Source organism: Streptomyces sp. 2A115, assembly GCF_052245575.1.
Lineage (GTDB): Bacteria > Actinomycetota > Actinomycetes > Streptomycetales > Streptomycetaceae > Streptomyces.
The window spans coordinates 39,984-57,024 of sequence record NZ_JBQQCG010000076.1; the positions used below are offsets into that span (position 1 = coordinate 39,984).

The window sequence follows — 17,041 nt, forward strand, 5'->3', positions numbered from 1 at the left end:
GGCACGAGCCAGCTATGCGTCCTCCTCATCCTCCCGGTCCGGAGCGGAGCGCCGAGTGGCGGCGGCGGTTCGGTGACGAGGCGCGGGCCGAGCGGCCCGATCTGTCCACGCTGTGCTTGCTGGTCGGGGCGCAGGCGGACGAGGCGCTCGACGAGACGGGCATGGACGAGGCGCAGATCGAGCTGGACCGGCTGGCCGGGGAGCTGCCGTTCCGGCCCGGCGGGCCGCGGTCCTGGGCCACGGCGCTCGCCGAGCACCTCGGTGGCCGCTGCCGGTTCCGGGGTACGCCCGGCGACTACCAGCGTCTGGAGTCCTCGCTGCTCCACGAGGTGCTGCGGCGCCGCCGCGGGCTGCCCATCCTGCTCTCGGTGGTGTGGATGGAGGTCGCCCGACGGGCCGGGGCACCGGTGTACGGCGTCGCCCTGCCCGGGCACTTCGTGGTCGGCTTCGGGCCTCCGGAGGAGCAGGTTCTCGTCGATCCGTTCGACGGCGGCCGCGTTCTGACCGGCACCGACACGGAGCTGCTGGTGGCCGGCGCCACCGGCGCGCCCCTCGACCCGTCGATGCTCTCGCCCGCCGACCCGCTCGACGTCGTCCTGCGCATCCTCAACAACATCCGCGCCTGGGCCGCCGCCCGCCCCGAGCGCTCCGACGTCGCCCTCTGGGCCGTCGACCTTTCCCTCCTGCTCCCGTCCCACGCCGCCCGCCTCCGCTACGAGCGAGCCCAACTCCTCGTCCAGCGGGGTGACTTCCTCACCGGCGCCACGGAACTGGAGGCGTACGCGGAGATCGTGGCCGCCGTGGACGCACCGGCGGCGGACCAGGTGAGGCGGCAGGCACAGGCGGCCCGGGCCATGCTCAACTGACCGCGCTTCCGGCACCGGCGAGGCGCCCTGTCAGGGGCGCCCGTCAGGAGCGCCCGTCAGGGGCGCGGGGAACTGCGCGACCAGCCCCCACCACCCCGCAGCAAAAACAGGCCTGAGGCGCCCATTTTGGGGGCGCGGGGAACTGCGCAACCGGCCCGCAGCCACCCACCGAACTGGAGCACCCACCGAACCCAGCTGAGCGCCCAGCGCTCAGCTCGGGTTCGTCTCGATCACGCCAACCCGCTCCGCCGCCGTCTTGCCGAGCAACGCCGGACGCATCGCGCCGACCACGTCCTGTGGGGTCACGGCGGTCTTCTTGCCGTTGCCGCGGGTGATCAGTACGCCGTCGAAGGCGCCGCCGTACACCTTCTTCAGCGCGGCAGTGTCGTAGTACTCCACGAGCTTGCCCTGGGCATTCGCCTTCACACCGAGGAACTTCCACAGGGAATTCTCCGGAGTGAGGTACAGGAGCTCCAACCCGCCCGCCATGATCGTCACGCGGCCCGACATCGCCGGCTCCGCGAACGCCTTCATCATCCGGTCGACCTCGGCCTTGGTGACCTTGGGCTCCTGCGTCTTGGTGGGAACCTTCACGGGAGTGGTCTTCCCGGTCTCCACCTGCGCGCGGTACGCCGCCGTCACGGCCTCAGTCGACTGGCCGATGTCGATGCCCTGGCCCGCCTTGCCGTACACGGCGACGGCCTTGCCCGACTGGAACTTGATCGTGCCTTCGGTCGCCGAGCCCGAGCCGCCCGCCGCGTCCTCCAGGGCGGCCTGCAGCTTCTCCTCGTCGACGGGCATGTCCGGTTCGACGACACGGTGGTTGCCGAAGAGCGAGCCGATCACCGAGACGGGGTTGTAGTCGCTGCCCGCCGCCGCCCGCACCGTGGCCTGGCTGTCGAGCTGGAGCCCGGCCTGGTCCGGCCTGAGCGCGACGGTGTCGCCGTCCACCGAGAGCTGGAGCGACTTGGCCGCACGCTCCTCGAAGGCGTCGTCGAGCTTCTTGACCGCCTCGTCACGGGTGCCGCCGCCGATGTCGACGCCGAGCACGGTGGTGCCCTGGGGCACGTCGGAGCGGTTCATGAGCAGCCCGGCGCCGTACGCGATACCGCCCAGGGCCACCACGCCGGCGGTCAGGAGCACCAGCTTGTTGCGCCCCTTCTTCTTCGGCCGGGCCGCGGCGGGCGCGGCAGGCGAGACCGGGTCGGGCAGCTTCGGGGGCTGGTGCGGCAGCGGGCCGTCGGTGTGCGCGCCCGGTCCGAACGGTGAGTTCGGGCCGGCGGGTACGACAGGGATGCCGCTGGTCAGGGTGTGTCCGGAGACGTTCTCACCTGCGCCGCCGTAGCCCGGCGTACCGGGCTCGGGCGCGGGCTTCTGAGGGGTGAGGATCGCGGTGTCGTCGCTCATGCCGCCACCGGGAGCGCCGGGGGCGCCGGAGAAGGCGGAGCCGTTCTGCGCGCCCTTGCCGCCGGGGAAGCCCGATCCGTCCGGAGCACCGGGGCCGCCAGGCCTTCCGGGAGCGCCATACCCTCCGGGGGCGCCAGGTCCTCCGGGGCCACCGGGGCCACCGGGGCCACCGGGGAAAGCAGACCCGTTCTGACCGCCGGGGAAGCCCGAACCACCCGGGTCACCCTGGCCGCCGGGAAAACCCGGACCGTTCTGAACACCGGGGATACGCCCACCGCCGGGACCGCCGGGTCCGCGAGGCCCACCAGGCCCACCGTGTCCGCCAGGCACGCCGGGTCCGCCAGGCCCACCAGGCCCACCATGTCCGCCAGGCACGCCGGGTCCGCCAGGACCACCTGGCCCACCGGAGACACCCAGTCCGCCCGGGCCACCCGGGCCACCCGCACCGCCGGGCGCCGTAAGCGGCCCGTCGCCCATGACCGGACCACTGGTCGGGCCCGAAGGTCCGCCCGGTCCGCCCTGGACGCCGTCGGAGAAGTACGGAAGTCCGTCGCGCCGCGGCTCACCGCCACCGTCGCCCGAGCCGGCATTCGGCGTCGGATACGACCCGGTGCCCAGCGGCCCCGCCGCCAGCGCCCCGGACACGTCGAAGGAACCGGTGCCACCCCCGTGTCCGGGCGACACAGGACCGGTACCGCCCGCGCCCGCGCCGGGCATCCCGGCCCCGTTCGTACCGCCGGGCCGCGCACCACCCGAGCCGCTGCCCGTGGAACTGCCGTGCCGAGGCGCCGCACCGGAACCCTTCGCGCCACCCGGGCGCGCACCGGAACCCCCGTGGCGCCCGCCGCCGGCGCCGGGTCCGGAACCCGCACCGGGCCCGCCCGCGCCAACTCCCGCACCGGCGCTCGTCCCCGAGCCCTGCGTACCCGAACCGCCGGGCAGTCCGGCCCCGTTGGTGCCGCCACCACCCGGACCGCCCTTGGGCGAACCGGCCTTGCGTGGCGCGAACCAGTCGCTCGTCCGCTCACCGGTGGGAGCGGCGGGCACGCCGGAGGACGGGGTGTCCGTGTTCGCAGGCCCGCCCGCACCGGCACCCGGCCCGGGCTCCGTCGCCTCCGGTCCGGACGCACTTGTCCCGTCGGAGGGCTCCGCGCCCGCGACAGGGGTGCGCACGACGACCGGCGGAATGGGCCGCGATCCGGGGATGTTGATCCGGATCCGCGTCGTCAGCGTGGTCTCGGTCTTGGGCGCCTCCGGCCGGTCACCGGCGGAATGCCCCGCGTCGGTGCCGTTGTCGGACACCGCGGGGGTTCCGTACGGCGGAGTCCCCGACGGGTATGCGGTTCCGCCGCGCCCGTTGGGCCCGGAGGACGAACTGTCAGTTTCACGACTCAAGGCAGGTTCTCCCGGTTGGCTCCACCGCCCGTTTACTCGACCTCGATTCGGGCGGCTCGGCGGCGCGCACCACCATACTGGCCACTTGTCGCACGCATCTTCCGGCCGTCGGAGAAACCCACACCGGACTCGCACCTGCGCGCGGTGGCGAAGTGGTACGTCACTTGCCAAGTCGGGCGGCGAAGCCACCCGGTTGCCGCCCCCGGCCAAGGGTGGCGCACATCACAGCCACAGCCATTCCACCGAGCAGGAAGAGGTAGGAGCCGGCTCCTGCGGCGAAGAGGAAGTCGCCCTCGGGGCGGCTCGCGGTGAGCAGCACGACGGCAATCATCCACCCGGCCGCGGGCGCCACCGCCCCGGCCCGGCTGCCGGTCGCCCGCGCACCGCCCAGGAAGAGCCCGGCCGCGCCGGCCAACGCGAGCACCAACCCGCCCGGGAACCAACCCGATTGGACCAGCCCACCGGCCGCCCCGACCACCGCGCCGAGCACAAAGAGCCCCAGGTACACGGCGATCCGCCCGGCCGAGGGCGGTACCGGCGGCTGAGCGAGCATGCTTCCCGCGCCCGGCCTGTTGGTCGTACTCATCAGACATGCACCTCAATACGCATCAGACATCCACCAGGACTCAACGGACATCCTCCTCAGCGATCCCCGCGAACAGGTCCGTCTCACGCGCCTCGTTGCGCTCTCCTCGCACCAACTCGTAGTACTCCACGAAGAAAAGAGGCTGCGCGAGCTGGTTGGAGAGCGCGAACCACGGCTCGGCGACCTCGATCTGCGTGGCGTGCGCCCGCATCGCGGCGGCCTTGGCGGCGGCGAAGGCGGTGCCGTCGATCTCCGTGGTGATCAGGGAGTCGTCCACGACCCCCGGTACGTCGCCGACCGCGGCGGAGGCGGGGAACGGCAGTTCGTCGAGTACGTCCTCCAGGCGGGCGAAGCCCTCTTCGGCGACGGAGCGCGGCACGCGGTTCCAGTAGATCTTCGTGATCGTCCACGGTTCGCCGAGGTCCGTGCGGTAGCCGGGATCCGCGGCCAGGTCGGCGGCGCGCATCGCGACGCGGTGGGCCTGGATGTGATCCGGGTGGCCGTAGCCGCCGTTCGGGTCGTAGGTGACGAGCACCTGAGGGCGTACCTCGCGGATCACCTGGACGAGGTCCGCGGCGGCCTCGTCGACGTCGGCCCGCCAGAAGCAGCGCGGGTTGTCGTTCTCGGAGAGGCCCATCATCCCGGAGTCCTGGTGCCGTCCGGCGCCGCCGAGGGAGCGGAAGTCGTGCACACCGACCTCGCGCGTCGCCGCGCCGAGTTCCCGCAGGCGATGGGCTCCGAGGGCCTCGCCCGTCAGGTGGGCGAGCTCGGGCGGGATGACCTCGCCCTGCTCGCCCAGCGTGCAGGTCACGAGCGTGACATGGGCGCCCTCGGCCGCGTACCGGGCCATGGTCGTGCCATTGTTGATCGCCTCGTCGTCCGGGTGCGCGTGCACCAGGAGGAGACGCCGGGAGGGCGGTTCCGTCATGGACCCCACCCTACGAGGCAGGTCAGAACTTGATGCCTCCGACCATGTCCGCGATGTTCGTGGTCACCTCGTTGATCGTGGGGGCCATCGTCGAGCTGGCCAGGTAGAAGCCGAACAGAACGCAGACGATGGCGTGAGGCGCCTTCAACCCTGATTTCTTGATCAGGATGAAGACGATGATCGCCAGCAGCACCACCGCCGAAATCGAGAGTGCCACGGCGGCTCACCTCCAAGGATCCCAGGGACATGGGGGTCGGGGGGTTGGATTGTGGGGGCAGTAAATCCATACAGCGGGCCAGCAGGTTGATACCCACGCAGCGCTAGTGATCATAACTATTCGTACCTGCGCATTGATCGGCGCACGGCCGCACAAGGGGGCGCATGGCCAATATGGTCGAGGCATGACGATCGAGCCTCTCTCCTTTCCGCGCCGGCAGGCGCGCACCCTGCGCTTCACGCTCGGGGCGCCCCGGGCGTTCACCGTGGCGCCCGACGATTCCCGCGTCACGTTCCTGCGGTCCGGTTCCGGCACGGACCGGGCGAACAAGCTGTGGGTCCTCGACGTGGCGAACGGCGAGGAGCGTCTGGCAGCCGATCCACAGGCCCTGCTCGGAGGTACCTCGGAGCGGCTGTCCGCCGCGGAACGGGCCCGGCGCGAGCGCAGCCGCGAGGGCGGGGCGGGCATCGTCGGCTACGCCACCGACACGGCCGTTGAGCTGGCCTCCTTCGCCTTGTCGGGGCGGCTTTTCACAGCGGAGCTGCGGGCGGGCACGGCACGTGAACTGACCGTCCCGGGGCCGGTCCTCGACCCACGCCCGGCCCCCGACGGACGGCTCGTCGCATACGTATCCGGAGGCGCCCTGCGTGTCGTCGGCGCCGAGGGCGAGGACGATCGGGCACTCGCGCAGCCCGAATCCGACACGGTCACCTATGGACTCGCCGAGTTCATCGCGATGGAGGAGATGGGCCGTTCACGCGGCTTCTGGTGGTCGCCGGACTCGGACCGGCTGCTGGTCGCACGCGCCGACGACGCTCCCGTACGCCGCTGGTGGATCGCCGATCCCGCGCATCCGGAACGTGACCCGCAGCAGGTCGCGTACCCGGCGGCCGGGACGGACAACGCGGACGTACGGCTCTTCGTCGTCGACCTCGACGGGGTGCGCACGGAGGTCGTCTGGGACCGGGCGCGCTACCCGTATCTGGCACGAGTGCACTGGTCAGCCGCCGGAGCGCCGCTTCTCCTCGTGCAGGCGCGGGACCAGGCGAGCCAGCTCTACCTGGCCGTGGACCCGGACACCGGCGTGACCCGGATGGTGCACGCCGACGAAGATCCACAATGGCTTGATCTTTTCCCCGGGGTACCGAGCTGGAGTCCCAGCGGACAGCTTGTGCGGATCACCGACGAGGGCGGGGCGCGCGTGCTCGCGGTGGGTGAACGCCCGCTGACCGGAGCGCAGTTGCATGTGCGTGCGGTGCTCGACGTGTCGGACGACGACGTGCTGGTCTCCGCGTCCGCGGGCGAGGAGGCGGCCGTCCCGGAGACCGGTGAGGTGCACGTCTACCGGGTCAACGACCTTGGTATGGAACGGATTTCGCAGGAGCCCGGGGTGCACTCGGCGGTGCGCGCGGGCGGAGTGACGGTGCTCGTCTCGGCGGTGCCCGACCTGCCGGGCGCCCAGGTGCAGGTGCTGCGGGACGGCAAGAGGGTGGCGACCGTGGCCTCGTACGCCGAACACCCCGGTCTGCGCCCGCGCGTGACGCTCACGGAGGCGGGCGAGCGCCGCGTGCCGTGCGCCGTTCTGCTCCCCACCGGCTACACGGACGGTCCGCTGCCGGTCCTGATGGACCCGTACGGCGGGCCGCACGGCCAGCGCGTGCTGGCCGCGCACAACCCGTATCTGACCTCGCAGTGGTTCGCCGACCAGGGCTTCGCGGTGGTCGTCGCGGACGGGCGGGGCATGCCGGGCCGCTCCCCCGCCTGGGAGAAGGCGATCAAGGACGACATGGCGGCGGTCGTCCTCGACGACCAGGTCCACGCGCTCCGGGCGCTCGCCGAGCGCTTCCCGCTGGACCTGAGCCGGGTCGCCATTCGCGGCTGGTCGTTCGGCGGCTATCTCGCGGGGCTCGCGGTGCTGCGCCGCCCGGACGTCTTCCACGCGGGTGTGGTGGGCGCGCCGGTCACCGACCAGCGGCTGTACGACACCCACTACACGGAGCGCTACCTGGGCGATCCGAACAGCCGGCCCGACGTGTACGCCGCGAATTCACTGATCGATGACAACGGCCTGGTGGGCGCCGTCGAGCCCGCGCGCCCGATGATGATCGTGCACGGCCTCGCCGACGACAACGTGGTGGTCGCGCACTCCCTGCGGCTGTCCTCCGCGCTGCTGGCCGCCGGCCGCCCGCACGAGGTGCTGCCGCTCTCGGGGGTCACGCACATGACTCCGCAGGAGCAGGTCGCCGAGAACCTGCTGCTGCTTCAGGTGGACTTCCTGAAGCGCTCGCTGGGCATCGTCTGACGGGACGCGAACGTGCGACCGGCCGGGGAGACATGGCGCGCCCCGGCCGGTCTACGGCACCCGCACGGCCGTACGTTGTAGAGAGTGACGCGTCCGTATATCGGTATCGGGTCGGTGAAGTTGCCTGCGTGTTAACGAAGTTGATGCGCTTTTTTCATCCTATTTCAGCCCGTCTGTCGGCTCGTCGGTGGGCTCTTCGGGTGGAACCACCTGTTTCTCCTCCGCGAAGTGGCACGCCGAGTCATGGGCGGCCGGACCGGCCTCGAACCGGAACTCCGCGGGCACCGCGAGCAGCGGTACCTCCAGCGCGCATCGGTCCCGGGCCTTCCAGCAGCGGGTGCGGAAGCGGCAGCCGGAGGGGACGTTCGCCGGTGAGGGCACGTCGCCGAAGAGGATGATCCGTTCCCGGTGCTCGCGGGCCTCCGGGTCCGGGACGGGCACGGCGGACAGCAGTGCCTGTGTATAGGGATGCGTCGGATGGTCGTAGATCTCGGCGTCCCTGCCGGCCTCCACGATCCGCCCGAGGTACATCACGCCGACCCGGTCGGAGATGTGCCGCACGATCGACAGGTCGTGCGCGATGAAGACGTACGAGAGATCGAACTCGCTCTGCAGCTTGTCCATCAGGTTGATGACCTGGGCCTGCACCGACACGTCGAGGGCCGACACCGGTTCGTCCGCGACGATGATCTCCGGCCGCAGCGCCAGCCCTCTCGCGATGCCGATGCGTTGGCGCTGGCCGCCGGAGAACTGGTGCGGATAGCGGTTGATGTACTCCGGGTTGAGCCCGACCACGTCCAGCAGGTCCTGGACCTTCCGGCGCCGGTCGCCCTTCGGCGCGACCTCGGGGTGGATCTCGTACGGTTCTCCGATGATGTCGCCGACGGTCATCCGGGGGTTGAGCGAGGTGTACGGGTCCTGGAAGACCATCTGGATGTTGCGGCGTACGGCCTTCAGGGCGCGGCCGGAGAGTCTGGTGATGTCCTCGCCGTTGTACCTGATCTCGCCCGCGGTCGGCCTCTCCAGGTTGACCAGCATCCTGGCGACCGTCGACTTGCCGCAGCCGGATTCCCCGACGATGCCGAGGGTCTCCCCCGCGCCGAGCTCGAAGTCGACGCCGTCGACGGCCCTGACCGCGCCGACCTGCTTCTTGAAGAGGATGCCCTGGGTGAGCGGATAGTGCTTGACCAGGCCGCGCACCTGGAGGAGTGGCTCAGCCATTGAGGCACTCCCGCCAGAAGTGGCACGCGCTCCCGCGTTCGCCGGAGACCTCGACCTCGTACAGCGGGGGCACGTGGGTGCGGCACACGTCCTGGGCCAGGGGGCAGCGCGGGTTGAAGGCACAGCCCGGCGGGATGTGCGTCAGGTTCGGCGGCAGGCCCTTGATGGCGTACAGCTCCTGGCCCTTCTGGTCGAGCCGCGGGATCGACTCCAGGAGCCCCTTCGTGTAGGGATGCGCCGGTGCCTTGTAGATGTCGTGGACCGGGGCCGACTCGACGATCCGGCCCGCGTACATCACGGCGATCCTGTCGGCGACGTCCGCGACGACTCCCAGGTCGTGCGTGATGAGGATGAGCCCCATGTCGAGCTCGCGCCGCAACTCGGCGAGCAGGTCCATGACCTGGGCCTGGACGGTGACGTCGAGTGCGGTGGTGGGCTCGTCGGCGATGATCAGGGCGGGTTCCAGGGCCATCGCCATGGCGATCATGATGCGCTGGCGCATGCCGCCGGAGAACTGGTGGGGATAGTCGCCGACCCGGGCGGCCGCGGCCGGGATGCGCACGCGGTCCATCAGCTCGATCGCCTTCGCCCTGGCGTCCTTCCTCGACATGCCCTGGTGGACGGTGAACATCTCGCCGAGCTGGGCGCCGACGGACAGGACGGGGTTCAGGGAGCTGAGCGCGTCCTGGAAGATCATCGCCATCCCGGCGCCGCGGACCTTCCTCCGCTCCTCCTCCCCGAACTTCAGGAGGTCCTGGCCCTGGAAGAGGATCTCGCCCGCGGTGATCCTCCCGGGCGGCATGTCGAGGATGCCCATCACGGCCTGCGCGGTCACGGACTTGCCGGACCCCGACTCGCCGAGCACGGCGAGCGTCTCGCCCTCGTCCACGCTGTACGTGACCCCGTTGACGGCCTTGGCGACCCCGTCCCTGGTCCTGAACTCCACGTGCAGATCGCGCACTTCGAGCAGCACGTCGCTCACCTCAGCTTCGGGTCGAGGGCGTCGCGCACCGCGTCGCCGAGCATGATGAACGCGAGGACGGTGACGGCCAGCGCGCCGGCCGGCCAGAGCAGCGCGTGCGGCGCCGTGCGGATGTGCACGGACGCCGAGGAGATGTCGATGCCCCAGCTCACGGTCGGCGGCTTCAGACCGACGCCGAGGTACGAGAGGGTCGCCTCCAGCGCGATGTACGTACCGAGCGCGATGGTCGCCACGACGATGACCGGGGCGACCGCGTTGGGCGTGATGTGCCGCAGCAGCATCCGCGAGTTGGAGGCGCCGAGGGCCCGGGCCGCCTGGACGTAGTCGTTCTGCTTGGTGGTGATCACGGAGCCGCGGGCGATACGGGAGATCTGCGGCCAGCCGAGCAGCACCATGAACCCGATCACCGGCCAGACGGTGGAGCTGGTCACGACGGAGAGAAGCACCAGACCGCCGAGGACGACGGGGATCGCGAAGAAGACGTCGGTGATCCGCGACAGGATCGCGTCCCACGCCCCGCCGAAGAACCCGGCGAGCCCGCCGAGCACCGAGCCGAGGATCGCGACCCCGAGCGTGGCGCACACGCCGACGGTGACGGACACCCGCGCCCCGTACACGGTCCGTGTGTAGACGTCGCAGCCCTGGCCGTCGTATCCGAAGGGGTGGCCGGGCTGGGAGCCCTCCTGCGCCTTGGCGAGCTCGCACTTGAGCGGGTTGCCGGAGGCGATCGCCGAGGGCCACAGGGAGATGAGGACCAGGAAGAGGATGACGAGCCCCGAGACGATGAAGACGGGGTTGCGGCGGAGGTCGCGCCAGGCGTCGGACCAGAGGGAGCGGGCCCGTCCGCCGGAGGCGGCTGATGGATCCAGCTCTGGTCGGCCCGTGCCTCCCGAGTGTGGGCCCATGCCTCCCCGGTGTGGGCCCGTGCCCTCCGGGCCGCCCGGGACCTTTTCGAGGCTCGCGCCCTCGCTCGTCGCCAGGTCCACGGCGCCGCCCATGCCCGTGGAGGCGACGGCGGCGTCCTCCGGTGCGCGGCCCCCGCCCGAGATGTACGGCTCCGGCGGCTGGGGTTCAGGCATAGCGGATCCTCGGGTCGAGTACGGCGTACAGGAGGTCGACCAGCAGGTTGGCCGCCAGGAAGACGAGGACGAGGACGGTCACGAAGCCGACGACGGTCTGGGTGTTCTGGCGCAGGATCCCCTGGTAGAGCTGGAAGCCGACGCCGTGGATGTTGAAGATGCGCTCGGTGACGATCGCGCCGCCCATCAGCGCGCCGATGTCGGTGCCGATGAAGGTGACCACGGGGATGAGTGAGTTGCGCAGAAGGTGCCGGGTGACGACCCGGCGCCGGGGCAGGCCCTTGGCGACGGCCGTACGGACGTAGTCGGCACGCCGGTTCTCCGCGATGGAGGTACGGGTCAGCCGGGTCACGTACGCGAGGGAGACGGACGCGAGGACGAGACCGGGCACGATCAGCTCGTCGAAGGGGGCTTCCGAGGAGACGGAGGGCCGCATCCAGCCCCACTCGGCGCCCAGCAGCAGTTGGAGCAGCAGACCGGTGACGAAGGTCGGCACCGAGATGACGACGAGGGTGACGAGCAGGACACCGGTGTCGACGGGGCGGCCGCGGCGCAGCCCGGTGACGACGCCCAGGGTGATGCCGATGACGATCTCGAAGAGGATCGCGACGATCGTGAGCCGGATGGTGACCGGGAAGGCGGTCGACATCAGCTCGGTGACCTCCTGCCCGTTGAAGGCTGTGCCGAAGTCGCCGGTGAAGACGTTGCCCATGTAGGTCGCGTACTGCTGCCACACCGGCTTGTCCAAGCCGAACTCCTTCCGGAGCTGAGCGGCCGTGGCGGGGTCGCACTGCCGGTCGCCGCACAGGCCCGCGACGGGGTCACCCATCACGTTCACCATCAGGAAGATCAACAGGGTGGCGCCGAAGAAGACCGGGATCATCTGCAGCAGACGCCGGATCACATACCGTCCCATGAGGGCTCCGGAGGTAGATGGGGCACCGTGTTCCGGGTTCTGGGGGGGGAGGTGCCCTCGCGGCTCAGCTGACCTTGATCTCCTCGTAGACGGGCACGCTGAACTGGTTCAGGGCCACGTTGGAGAGTCGGTCCGAGTAGCCGGCGCTGCCGTTCTGGTACCAGAGCGGGATGGCGCCCATGTTGTCCCGCAGGACCTCCTCGGCCTGCTGGAACAGCTGCACCGCCTTGGCCTGGTCCGTCTCGGCGTTGGCCTGGTCGACGAGCTTGTCGAACTCGGCGTTGCTCCACTTGCCGTCGTTGGACGAGGCGTTGGTGTAGTACAGCGGCTGGAGGAAGTTCTGGATCAGCGGGTAGTCCATCTGCCAGCCGGCCCGGAAGGGACCGCTCATCTTCGACTGCGTGATCTGGTCGCGGAAGTCGGCGAAGGTGCCGACGGGGTTGCCGACGCAGGCCTTGTCGTTGTCCAGCGCGTTGTTGATGGAGTTGCAGACGGCGTCCACCCACTCCCTGTGCGAGCCGGTGTCCGCGTTGTACGAGATCTTGACCTGTCCGCCGGGCAGGCCGCCGCCCTCCTCGATCAGCTTCCTGGCCTCGCCGGGGTCGTACTCGCACGCGTCACCGCACAGCCCCGCCTTGTAGCCGCCGTTCTTGCCGAGGACGGGCGAGTTCCAGTCGGTGGCGGGCGTGCGCGTCTTCTGGAAGATCGTGTCGGTGATCTGCTCGCGGTCGATCGCCCTGGACAGGCCCATGCGGACCTTCTCCATGCCGTCCTTGTCCCAGGCCTTGTCGTAGAACGGGAAGGCGAGGGTCTGGATGATGCCGGCCGGCGTGTTGATGTACCGGTCGCCGAGGTCGCTCGGGGCGTTCTTGAGCTGTGAGGCGGGCACGTCGTCGACGAGGTCGAGGTTGCCCGCCATCAGGTCGGTGTAGGCGGTGTTGTTGTCGGTGTAGACCCTGAGGTCGACGCCGCCGTTCCGGGCCTTGTCCGCGCCGGGGTAGGCGTCCCACTTCCTGAGGGACATCTGGGAGCCCTTGGTGTACGAGTCGATGGTGTACGGGCCGTTGCCGACCGGCTTCTTCAGCCAGGCCGCGTGGTCGTCGAAGAACGCCTTGGGCAGCGGCGAGAAGGCCGCGTAGCCGAGGGTGTCGGGGAAGGACGAGAACTTCTGGTTGAGCCTGACGGTGAACGTGGTGTCGCCGGTGACCTTGAGCCCGGACAGCGTGTCCGCGCTCTGCTTGCTGCCGTCGTCCGGATGGACCCTGTCGTAGCCGTCGATGTACCCGAAGAAGTACGCGTTCTTCTGGTTGTTCTTGAGGCCGGCGCCGTAGTTCCAGGCGTCCACGAACGACTTGGCGGTGACGGGCTCGCCGTTGCTGAACGTCCACCCGCTCTTGATGGTGACCGTGAAGTTCCGCGAGTCCGTGGTCTCGATCTTCTCGGCGAGCATGTCCTTGGCCTCGCCGGTCTCGGCGTCGTACCGCTTCAGACCGCGGAAGACCATGTCGAGGACCTTGCCGCCCTGCACCTCGTTGATGTTGGCCGGCTCCAGCGGATTCTGCGGGTCACCCCACGACGAACTCACGATGCCGGAGCCTTCGCCGCCGCTTTCGCCGCCCCCGTCGTCCCCGCAGGCCGTCGCGGCGAGGGCTACCGCCACCGCGCTCGCGGCCCATCTGGCGTGCGTGGCTCCACGCATGGTGTGCCTCCTCGGAGTGCGCTGTGGCTCCGGCGCCGGAGCGCTGTACCTTTAGCGCCCAATATCGGGGCAGAAGGTACATGGCGCGCATTGAATCCGTCCTTCTGAGGGGATGGACCATCCGTATGCACGTACGCGGGTGCACGTACGGGGGTGCGCGACCAGGAGGGTGCGGACCCCCTCCTTGGCGACGGCACGGAGGCATCGGCCTCGCTAGTCTCACGTTATGGACTACGCGAAGATGCGCGCGATCGCCGAGGAGCTGACGGCGTACGCCGAGCACCTTGAGGGATCTTGGGATGTCGAAATCGGTCCCTCCGGACCGTTCCTCGCGATGATGAGCCCCTCGAAGCGCCATGGGGGCACGGTCCGCCGTATCCGCAACCAGCTCAACGAGCAGCTGCCCGCAACCCACCCCGGCCATGTCTGCGAGAACGGCCCTGAGATCGAGCACCCGGCGATCGGCCGGATGCGGCGCCCGGACGCCGTCGTGATCCCCGAGGACGTTTTGGACGAAGAGGGGCTCGCCGTCGACGCCACGCAGGTCCTGGCAGTCATCGAGATCGTCTCGCCGTCAAATCCGGACAACGACTACGGCGAAAAACTCGCCGAGTACCCAGCCATGGGCATCGCCCACTACATGGGCGTCGACCCTCGCACCGGCACCATCCAAGTGCACTCCGACCCCTGCAAGGATCGCTACCAGCACAAGGACCCATACATCTTCGGCGATACGGTGCCCTTCGGCCCGTGGAGCGTGGAGACCGGCGCCTTCCGCCGCTACGGCAAGGCGGGGTCGAGCTGAAGGGGTGATGGTGCTCGGGTACGCGACGGGTTTCGGCGGGCCCGTGTTGGGGTCAACCGCCGGACGCTTTCCCGCTCTTGACTCGGCCGAGCAGCGCCGCGAGGGCGGACGGCGCCACGGTGAGTACGGCGTCCGGGGTGTCGCTCTCCCGGAGGTGGGGGGTGCCGGCGGGGTCAATGGCTACCTCGACGCAGGTGTCGGCGCCACCTTCACTGTAGGTCGACTTCTGCCACCGCAGCCCAGTCATGCTCGCCTTCTTCAAAGGAGGGGATAGAGGAGTCTCTGGATCAGGCCCAAGGAGTCTTTGGCGAGGTGCCCCTCAGGCGGCACGGACACATCCATGGGCGGAAGCGCCGCGTGCCGCAGCCTAGCGAACAAGTCCGTGTACCGAGCAAGAGCCTCAACCTCTCCCAGGTACAGGGACTGTTCGACGTGCGCGACGATCACGGTTCCGAGCCTCTTCACGGGTGGCAGAAGCGCGGTGAAGGACGTGCCGAACGGCACAGGTCCGTCAAAGGGAAGCACTTGAATGGTCACGTGAGGCAGGCGTGACAGTTCAATCAGCCGGACCAGTTGCTCGCGCATGACACGCCTGTCTCCGTACGACGGGTGCAGTGCCGCCTCATGGACGATCGCGTGGACCCGGGGAGGGTGTTCCCCCTGGAGGATCCGCTGGCGGGCGACTCGGAACTCGACCGCCAGATCGTGCTCGGCTTCCCGCGCCTTCGAGTACCCCTGGCGGTGGATCACCGAGGCGTATGACTCGGTCTGGAGCAGCCCCGGCACGAAGAACGGTTCGTAGCAGACCACTTCAGCGGCCCCGTCCTCCAACTCGGCCAGATCGAGAAGCGAAGGACGCACCCGGTCTCGATACTCCGTCCACCATCCCTTGCCGGACGCAGCACCCAGATCAACCAAGGCATCCACATAGGTTGAGTCATCGCTACCTGAAGCAGTAGCAAGCCGATGGAGCCGGTCTGCGGACAGGCCCGTCCGTCCCGCCTCGACGGTACTGATGTGAGAGGCGTTCATCTCCATCACCTCTGCCGCACGTGCGGCAGTGAATCCGGCACTCTCACGCATGGCTCGCACCTCGGAGCCGAAGCGTCGCTGTCGATACGTCGGGTTCGCCCTCAGCCCCATGCAGCCTCCTCATCGCCATCCACTGAAGTATCCAACAACCCACCTCTCCCACAAGTAGGTTGAGTATTGGCAACCTAATCCGCTACGTTACGTATGGCTTCAGTCACAACAAGCACATAACTGGAGGCTGCCACATGCGCACGCCCGAAACCCCCACTCCCATCTGGACCTACGGCCTCTCCATCCCCCACGACCCCCGTGCTGTCCGCGTGGTCCGAGCCACGATCCGCAGCATCCTCGCCGCCGCGAAGCTCAACTGCATTGTGGACACGGTGGAGTTGCTGGTCTCCGAGGTCGTCACCAACGCTTACCGCCACTCCTCCGTGGAGGCGTACGTCAGCATGGAGCGCACCCCGGACGACTTCCGGGTCACCGTCTGGGACCACGGGGCGGGTACTCCGACGCCAGGCACTCCCGCCGACAATGACGAGCGCGGGCGAGGGCTCGGCATCGTCGAGTCGTGCGCCGACGAGTGGGGCGTACGGGACTACCCGCACGGCAAGGCGGTCTGGTTCGCCATCGCCCCGAAGGAGGAAGCGTGAGCACCGCGAAGCTTCCCGCTCTCCGGTATTCCGGTCGGTATACTCACCCCATGGACACCACGATCAAGGTCGACTCCAAGACCCGTGACCGTCTCGCCCTCCTCGCGGAGGCTCGGGGTACGACCATGCGCCACCTGATCGAGCAGTTCGCCGAGAGCACTCTCACCCCGAGCGAACTGGAGGAACGCGCCGCGCACACCGCCGAGTACCTCGCAGAACACTTCGGCGTCACCGTCACCGACGAAGCCAGCGCCGAGGTCCTGCGCAAGGTGCGCGGCCAGGTCGTCGCCCACTACGCGGCCGAGCAGGGCGCCGCGTGATCCGAGAGCACTACATCCTCGACGCCGACACCCTGCTGGCGCTGGGCGGCAACCGACAGGTCTCCGGCCTCGTCCACGCAGCCCGGCTCGAACCGGACGTGTTCCTCCATGCGCCCGTACTCTCCGTCATCGAGGCCGAGCGCGAACGTCCCGGTATCGCCGTCCACATCGGACAACTGGGCATCACGACGATCGACCTCGATTACCCCGCCACTCTGACCTGCTGTCAACTACACGAGGGCGGACTCCCGTTCGGCTCAGCCGCAGCCGTCGAGGCGGCGCTCCGTGTGGGGGAGGAGTACGAGGAGCCGTTCATCGCGACCGTACGCCCCGGCCTGTACGAGACGCGTTTTGCCCGCGTCGTCGACCTGAACCGTTGACAAATCCACGGTGGGCAGAGGGCACCCCGGCTCCAGCAGGTGCCAGGCCGGTCCAACTCCTCACGTTCGGCCCGGACCCCAGGCATGCACTCCGAAAAGCGTGAACACTTTCCCGGAAAGTGTTCACGCTGAGATGTGAATCCGGGGTCCCACGGGCATCTTTGAGTGCGGCCTCGCCGCGAGGCCGCACTCCTGTCGAGCCCGGTTCAGGCGGGTCCGGTTCCTGCGGGTCCGATGGTGACGTCGAAACCGA

17 protein-coding genes are annotated in these 17,041 nt (G+C 69.5%); 6 read left to right on the forward strand and 11 right to left on the reverse strand.

Annotated features, from left to right (window positions below):
* Window positions 1-14: 14 nt before the first annotated feature.
* The gene (locus tag ACTWQR_RS42835) at window positions 15-866 is read left to right on the forward strand and encodes a transglutaminase family protein (protein ID WP_443232694.1); all 852 of its coding nucleotides are present in this window, start codon (window positions 15-17) and stop codon (window positions 864-866) included.
* A 210-nt stretch (window positions 867-1,076) separates the two neighbouring features.
* On the opposite strand, the gene ACTWQR_RS42840 is transcribed toward ACTWQR_RS42835, so the two are convergent.
* The 4 genes from ACTWQR_RS42840 to ACTWQR_RS42855 form a co-directional block, all read right to left on the reverse strand.
* Window positions 1,077-3,668 carry a hypothetical protein gene (locus tag ACTWQR_RS42840; RefSeq protein WP_443232695.1) on the reverse strand — a complete coding sequence of 864 codons (2,592 nt, stop codon included), beginning with the start codon at window positions 3,666-3,668 and terminating at the stop codon, window positions 1,077-1,079.
* Window positions 3,669-3,828: 160 nt separating this feature from the next.
* Window positions 3,829-4,254: a DUF6113 family protein gene (locus ACTWQR_RS42845; RefSeq protein ID WP_443232696.1), complete on the reverse strand. Its 426-nt coding sequence runs from the start codon at window positions 4,252-4,254 to the stop codon at window positions 3,829-3,831.
* 40 nt (window positions 4,255-4,294) lie between these two features.
* Complete coding sequence (mshB, locus tag ACTWQR_RS42850) at window positions 4,295-5,182, reverse strand: N-acetyl-1-D-myo-inositol-2-amino-2-deoxy-alpha-D-glucopyranoside deacetylase (RefSeq protein WP_443232697.1); 888 nt, start codon at window positions 5,180-5,182, stop codon at window positions 4,295-4,297.
* A gap of 22 nt (window positions 5,183-5,204) precedes the next feature.
* Window positions 5,205-5,399, reverse strand: a complete 195-nt coding sequence (locus ACTWQR_RS42855) for a hypothetical protein (RefSeq protein WP_443232698.1) — start codon at window positions 5,397-5,399, stop codon at window positions 5,205-5,207.
* A 184-nt stretch (window positions 5,400-5,583) separates the two neighbouring features.
* Between ACTWQR_RS42855 and ACTWQR_RS42860 the strand changes: the two genes are divergently transcribed.
* Window positions 5,584-7,701, forward strand: a complete 2,118-nt coding sequence (locus ACTWQR_RS42860) for a prolyl oligopeptidase family serine peptidase (RefSeq protein ID WP_443232699.1) — start codon at window positions 5,584-5,586, stop codon at window positions 7,699-7,701.
* Window positions 7,702-7,860: 159 nt separating this feature from the next.
* On the opposite strand, the gene ACTWQR_RS42865 is transcribed toward ACTWQR_RS42860, so the two are convergent.
* From ACTWQR_RS42865 to ACTWQR_RS42885, 5 genes are all read right to left on the reverse strand, one after another.
* A complete protein-coding gene (locus ACTWQR_RS42865; protein ID WP_443232700.1) occupies window positions 7,861-8,922 on the reverse strand; it encodes an ABC transporter ATP-binding protein in 1,062 nt (353 codons plus the stop codon).
* On the reverse strand, window positions 8,915-9,895 hold the full coding sequence (locus ACTWQR_RS42870) for an ABC transporter ATP-binding protein (protein WP_443232701.1): 981 nt from the start codon (window positions 9,893-9,895) through the stop codon (window positions 8,915-8,917). Before ACTWQR_RS42870 ends, ACTWQR_RS42865 begins: the two co-directional genes overlap by 8 nt.
* A gap of 5 nt (window positions 9,896-9,900) precedes the next feature.
* A complete protein-coding gene (locus ACTWQR_RS42875) occupies window positions 9,901-10,983 on the reverse strand; it encodes an ABC transporter permease (RefSeq protein ID WP_443232702.1) in 1,083 nt (360 codons plus the stop codon).
* Complete coding sequence (locus tag ACTWQR_RS42880) at window positions 10,976-11,899, reverse strand: ABC transporter permease (RefSeq protein WP_443232703.1); 924 nt, start codon at window positions 11,897-11,899, stop codon at window positions 10,976-10,978. The genes ACTWQR_RS42875 and ACTWQR_RS42880 overlap by 8 nt, the downstream gene beginning before the upstream one ends.
* 64 nt (window positions 11,900-11,963) lie before the next feature.
* Window positions 11,964-13,598, reverse strand: a complete 1,635-nt coding sequence (locus ACTWQR_RS42885) for a peptide ABC transporter substrate-binding protein (protein WP_443232704.1) — start codon at window positions 13,596-13,598, stop codon at window positions 11,964-11,966.
* A 226-nt stretch (window positions 13,599-13,824) separates the two neighbouring features.
* Between ACTWQR_RS42885 and ACTWQR_RS42890 the strand changes: the two genes are divergently transcribed.
* The gene (locus ACTWQR_RS42890; RefSeq protein WP_443232705.1) at window positions 13,825-14,403 is read left to right on the forward strand and encodes a Uma2 family endonuclease; all 579 of its coding nucleotides are present in this window, start codon (window positions 13,825-13,827) and stop codon (window positions 14,401-14,403) included.
* A 52-nt stretch (window positions 14,404-14,455) separates the two neighbouring features.
* On the opposite strand, the gene ACTWQR_RS42895 is transcribed toward ACTWQR_RS42890, so the two are convergent.
* Window positions 14,456-14,650, reverse strand: a complete 195-nt coding sequence (locus ACTWQR_RS42895; protein ID WP_443232706.1) for a DUF397 domain-containing protein — start codon at window positions 14,648-14,650, stop codon at window positions 14,456-14,458.
* A gap of 11 nt (window positions 14,651-14,661) precedes the next feature.
* Entirely contained in the window at window positions 14,662-15,546 is an 885-nt protein-coding gene (locus ACTWQR_RS42900) for a helix-turn-helix domain-containing protein (RefSeq protein ID WP_443232707.1), read from the reverse strand.
* A 134-nt stretch (window positions 15,547-15,680) separates the two neighbouring features.
* Between ACTWQR_RS42900 and ACTWQR_RS42905 the strand changes: the two genes are divergently transcribed.
* From ACTWQR_RS42905 to ACTWQR_RS42915, 3 genes are read left to right on the forward strand one after another with little or no spacing between them, the layout of a single operon-like run.
* Complete coding sequence (locus ACTWQR_RS42905; protein ID WP_443232708.1) at window positions 15,681-16,088, forward strand: ATP-binding protein; 408 nt, start codon at window positions 15,681-15,683, stop codon at window positions 16,086-16,088.
* Between the two features lie 50 nt (window positions 16,089-16,138).
* Window positions 16,139-16,408 carry a hypothetical protein gene (locus ACTWQR_RS42910; protein ID WP_443232709.1) on the forward strand — a complete coding sequence of 90 codons (270 nt, stop codon included), beginning with the start codon at window positions 16,139-16,141 and terminating at the stop codon, window positions 16,406-16,408.
* A complete protein-coding gene (locus ACTWQR_RS42915) occupies window positions 16,405-16,788 on the forward strand; it encodes a hypothetical protein (RefSeq protein ID WP_443232710.1) in 384 nt (127 codons plus the stop codon). The genes ACTWQR_RS42910 and ACTWQR_RS42915 overlap by 4 nt, the downstream gene beginning before the upstream one ends.
* The last annotated feature ends 253 nt before the right edge of the window (window positions 16,789-17,041 follow it).

What these genes read in the sequence shown, in the direction of transcription:
- ACTWQR_RS42835 (WP_443232694.1), top strand. Translation starts at nt 15, where the DNA reads ATGCGTCCTCCTCATCCTCCCGGTCCGGAGCGGAGCGCCGAGTGGCGG.
- ACTWQR_RS42845 (WP_443232696.1), bottom strand. Translation starts at nt 4,254, where the DNA reads ATGAGTACGACCAACAGGCCGGGCGCGGGAAGCATGCTCGCTCAGCCG.
- mshB (WP_443232697.1), bottom strand. Translation starts at nt 5,182, where the DNA reads ATGACGGAACCGCCCTCCCGGCGTCTCCTCCTGGTGCACGCGCACCCG.
- ACTWQR_RS42860 (WP_443232699.1), top strand. Translation starts at nt 5,584, where the DNA reads ATGACGATCGAGCCTCTCTCCTTTCCGCGCCGGCAGGCGCGCACCCTG.
- ACTWQR_RS42865 (WP_443232700.1), bottom strand. Translation starts at nt 8,922, where the DNA reads ATGGCTGAGCCACTCCTCCAGGTGCGCGGCCTGGTCAAGCACTATCCG.
- ACTWQR_RS42875 (WP_443232702.1), bottom strand. Translation starts at nt 10,983, where the DNA reads ATGCCTGAACCCCAGCCGCCGGAGCCGTACATCTCGGGCGGGGGCCGC.
- ACTWQR_RS42880 (WP_443232703.1), bottom strand. Translation starts at nt 11,899, where the DNA reads ATGGGACGGTATGTGATCCGGCGTCTGCTGCAGATGATCCCGGTCTTC.
- ACTWQR_RS42885 (WP_443232704.1), bottom strand. Translation starts at nt 13,598, where the DNA reads ATGCGTGGAGCCACGCACGCCAGATGGGCCGCGAGCGCGGTGGCGGTA.
- ACTWQR_RS42890 (WP_443232705.1), top strand. Translation starts at nt 13,825, where the DNA reads ATGGACTACGCGAAGATGCGCGCGATCGCCGAGGAGCTGACGGCGTAC.
- ACTWQR_RS42895 (WP_443232706.1), bottom strand. Translation starts at nt 14,650, where the DNA reads ATGACTGGGCTGCGGTGGCAGAAGTCGACCTACAGTGAAGGTGGCGCC.
- ACTWQR_RS42900 (WP_443232707.1), bottom strand. Translation starts at nt 15,546, where the DNA reads ATGGGGCTGAGGGCGAACCCGACGTATCGACAGCGACGCTTCGGCTCC.
- ACTWQR_RS42905 (WP_443232708.1), top strand. Translation starts at nt 15,681, where the DNA reads ATGCGCACGCCCGAAACCCCCACTCCCATCTGGACCTACGGCCTCTCC.
- ACTWQR_RS42910 (WP_443232709.1), top strand. Translation starts at nt 16,139, where the DNA reads ATGGACACCACGATCAAGGTCGACTCCAAGACCCGTGACCGTCTCGCC.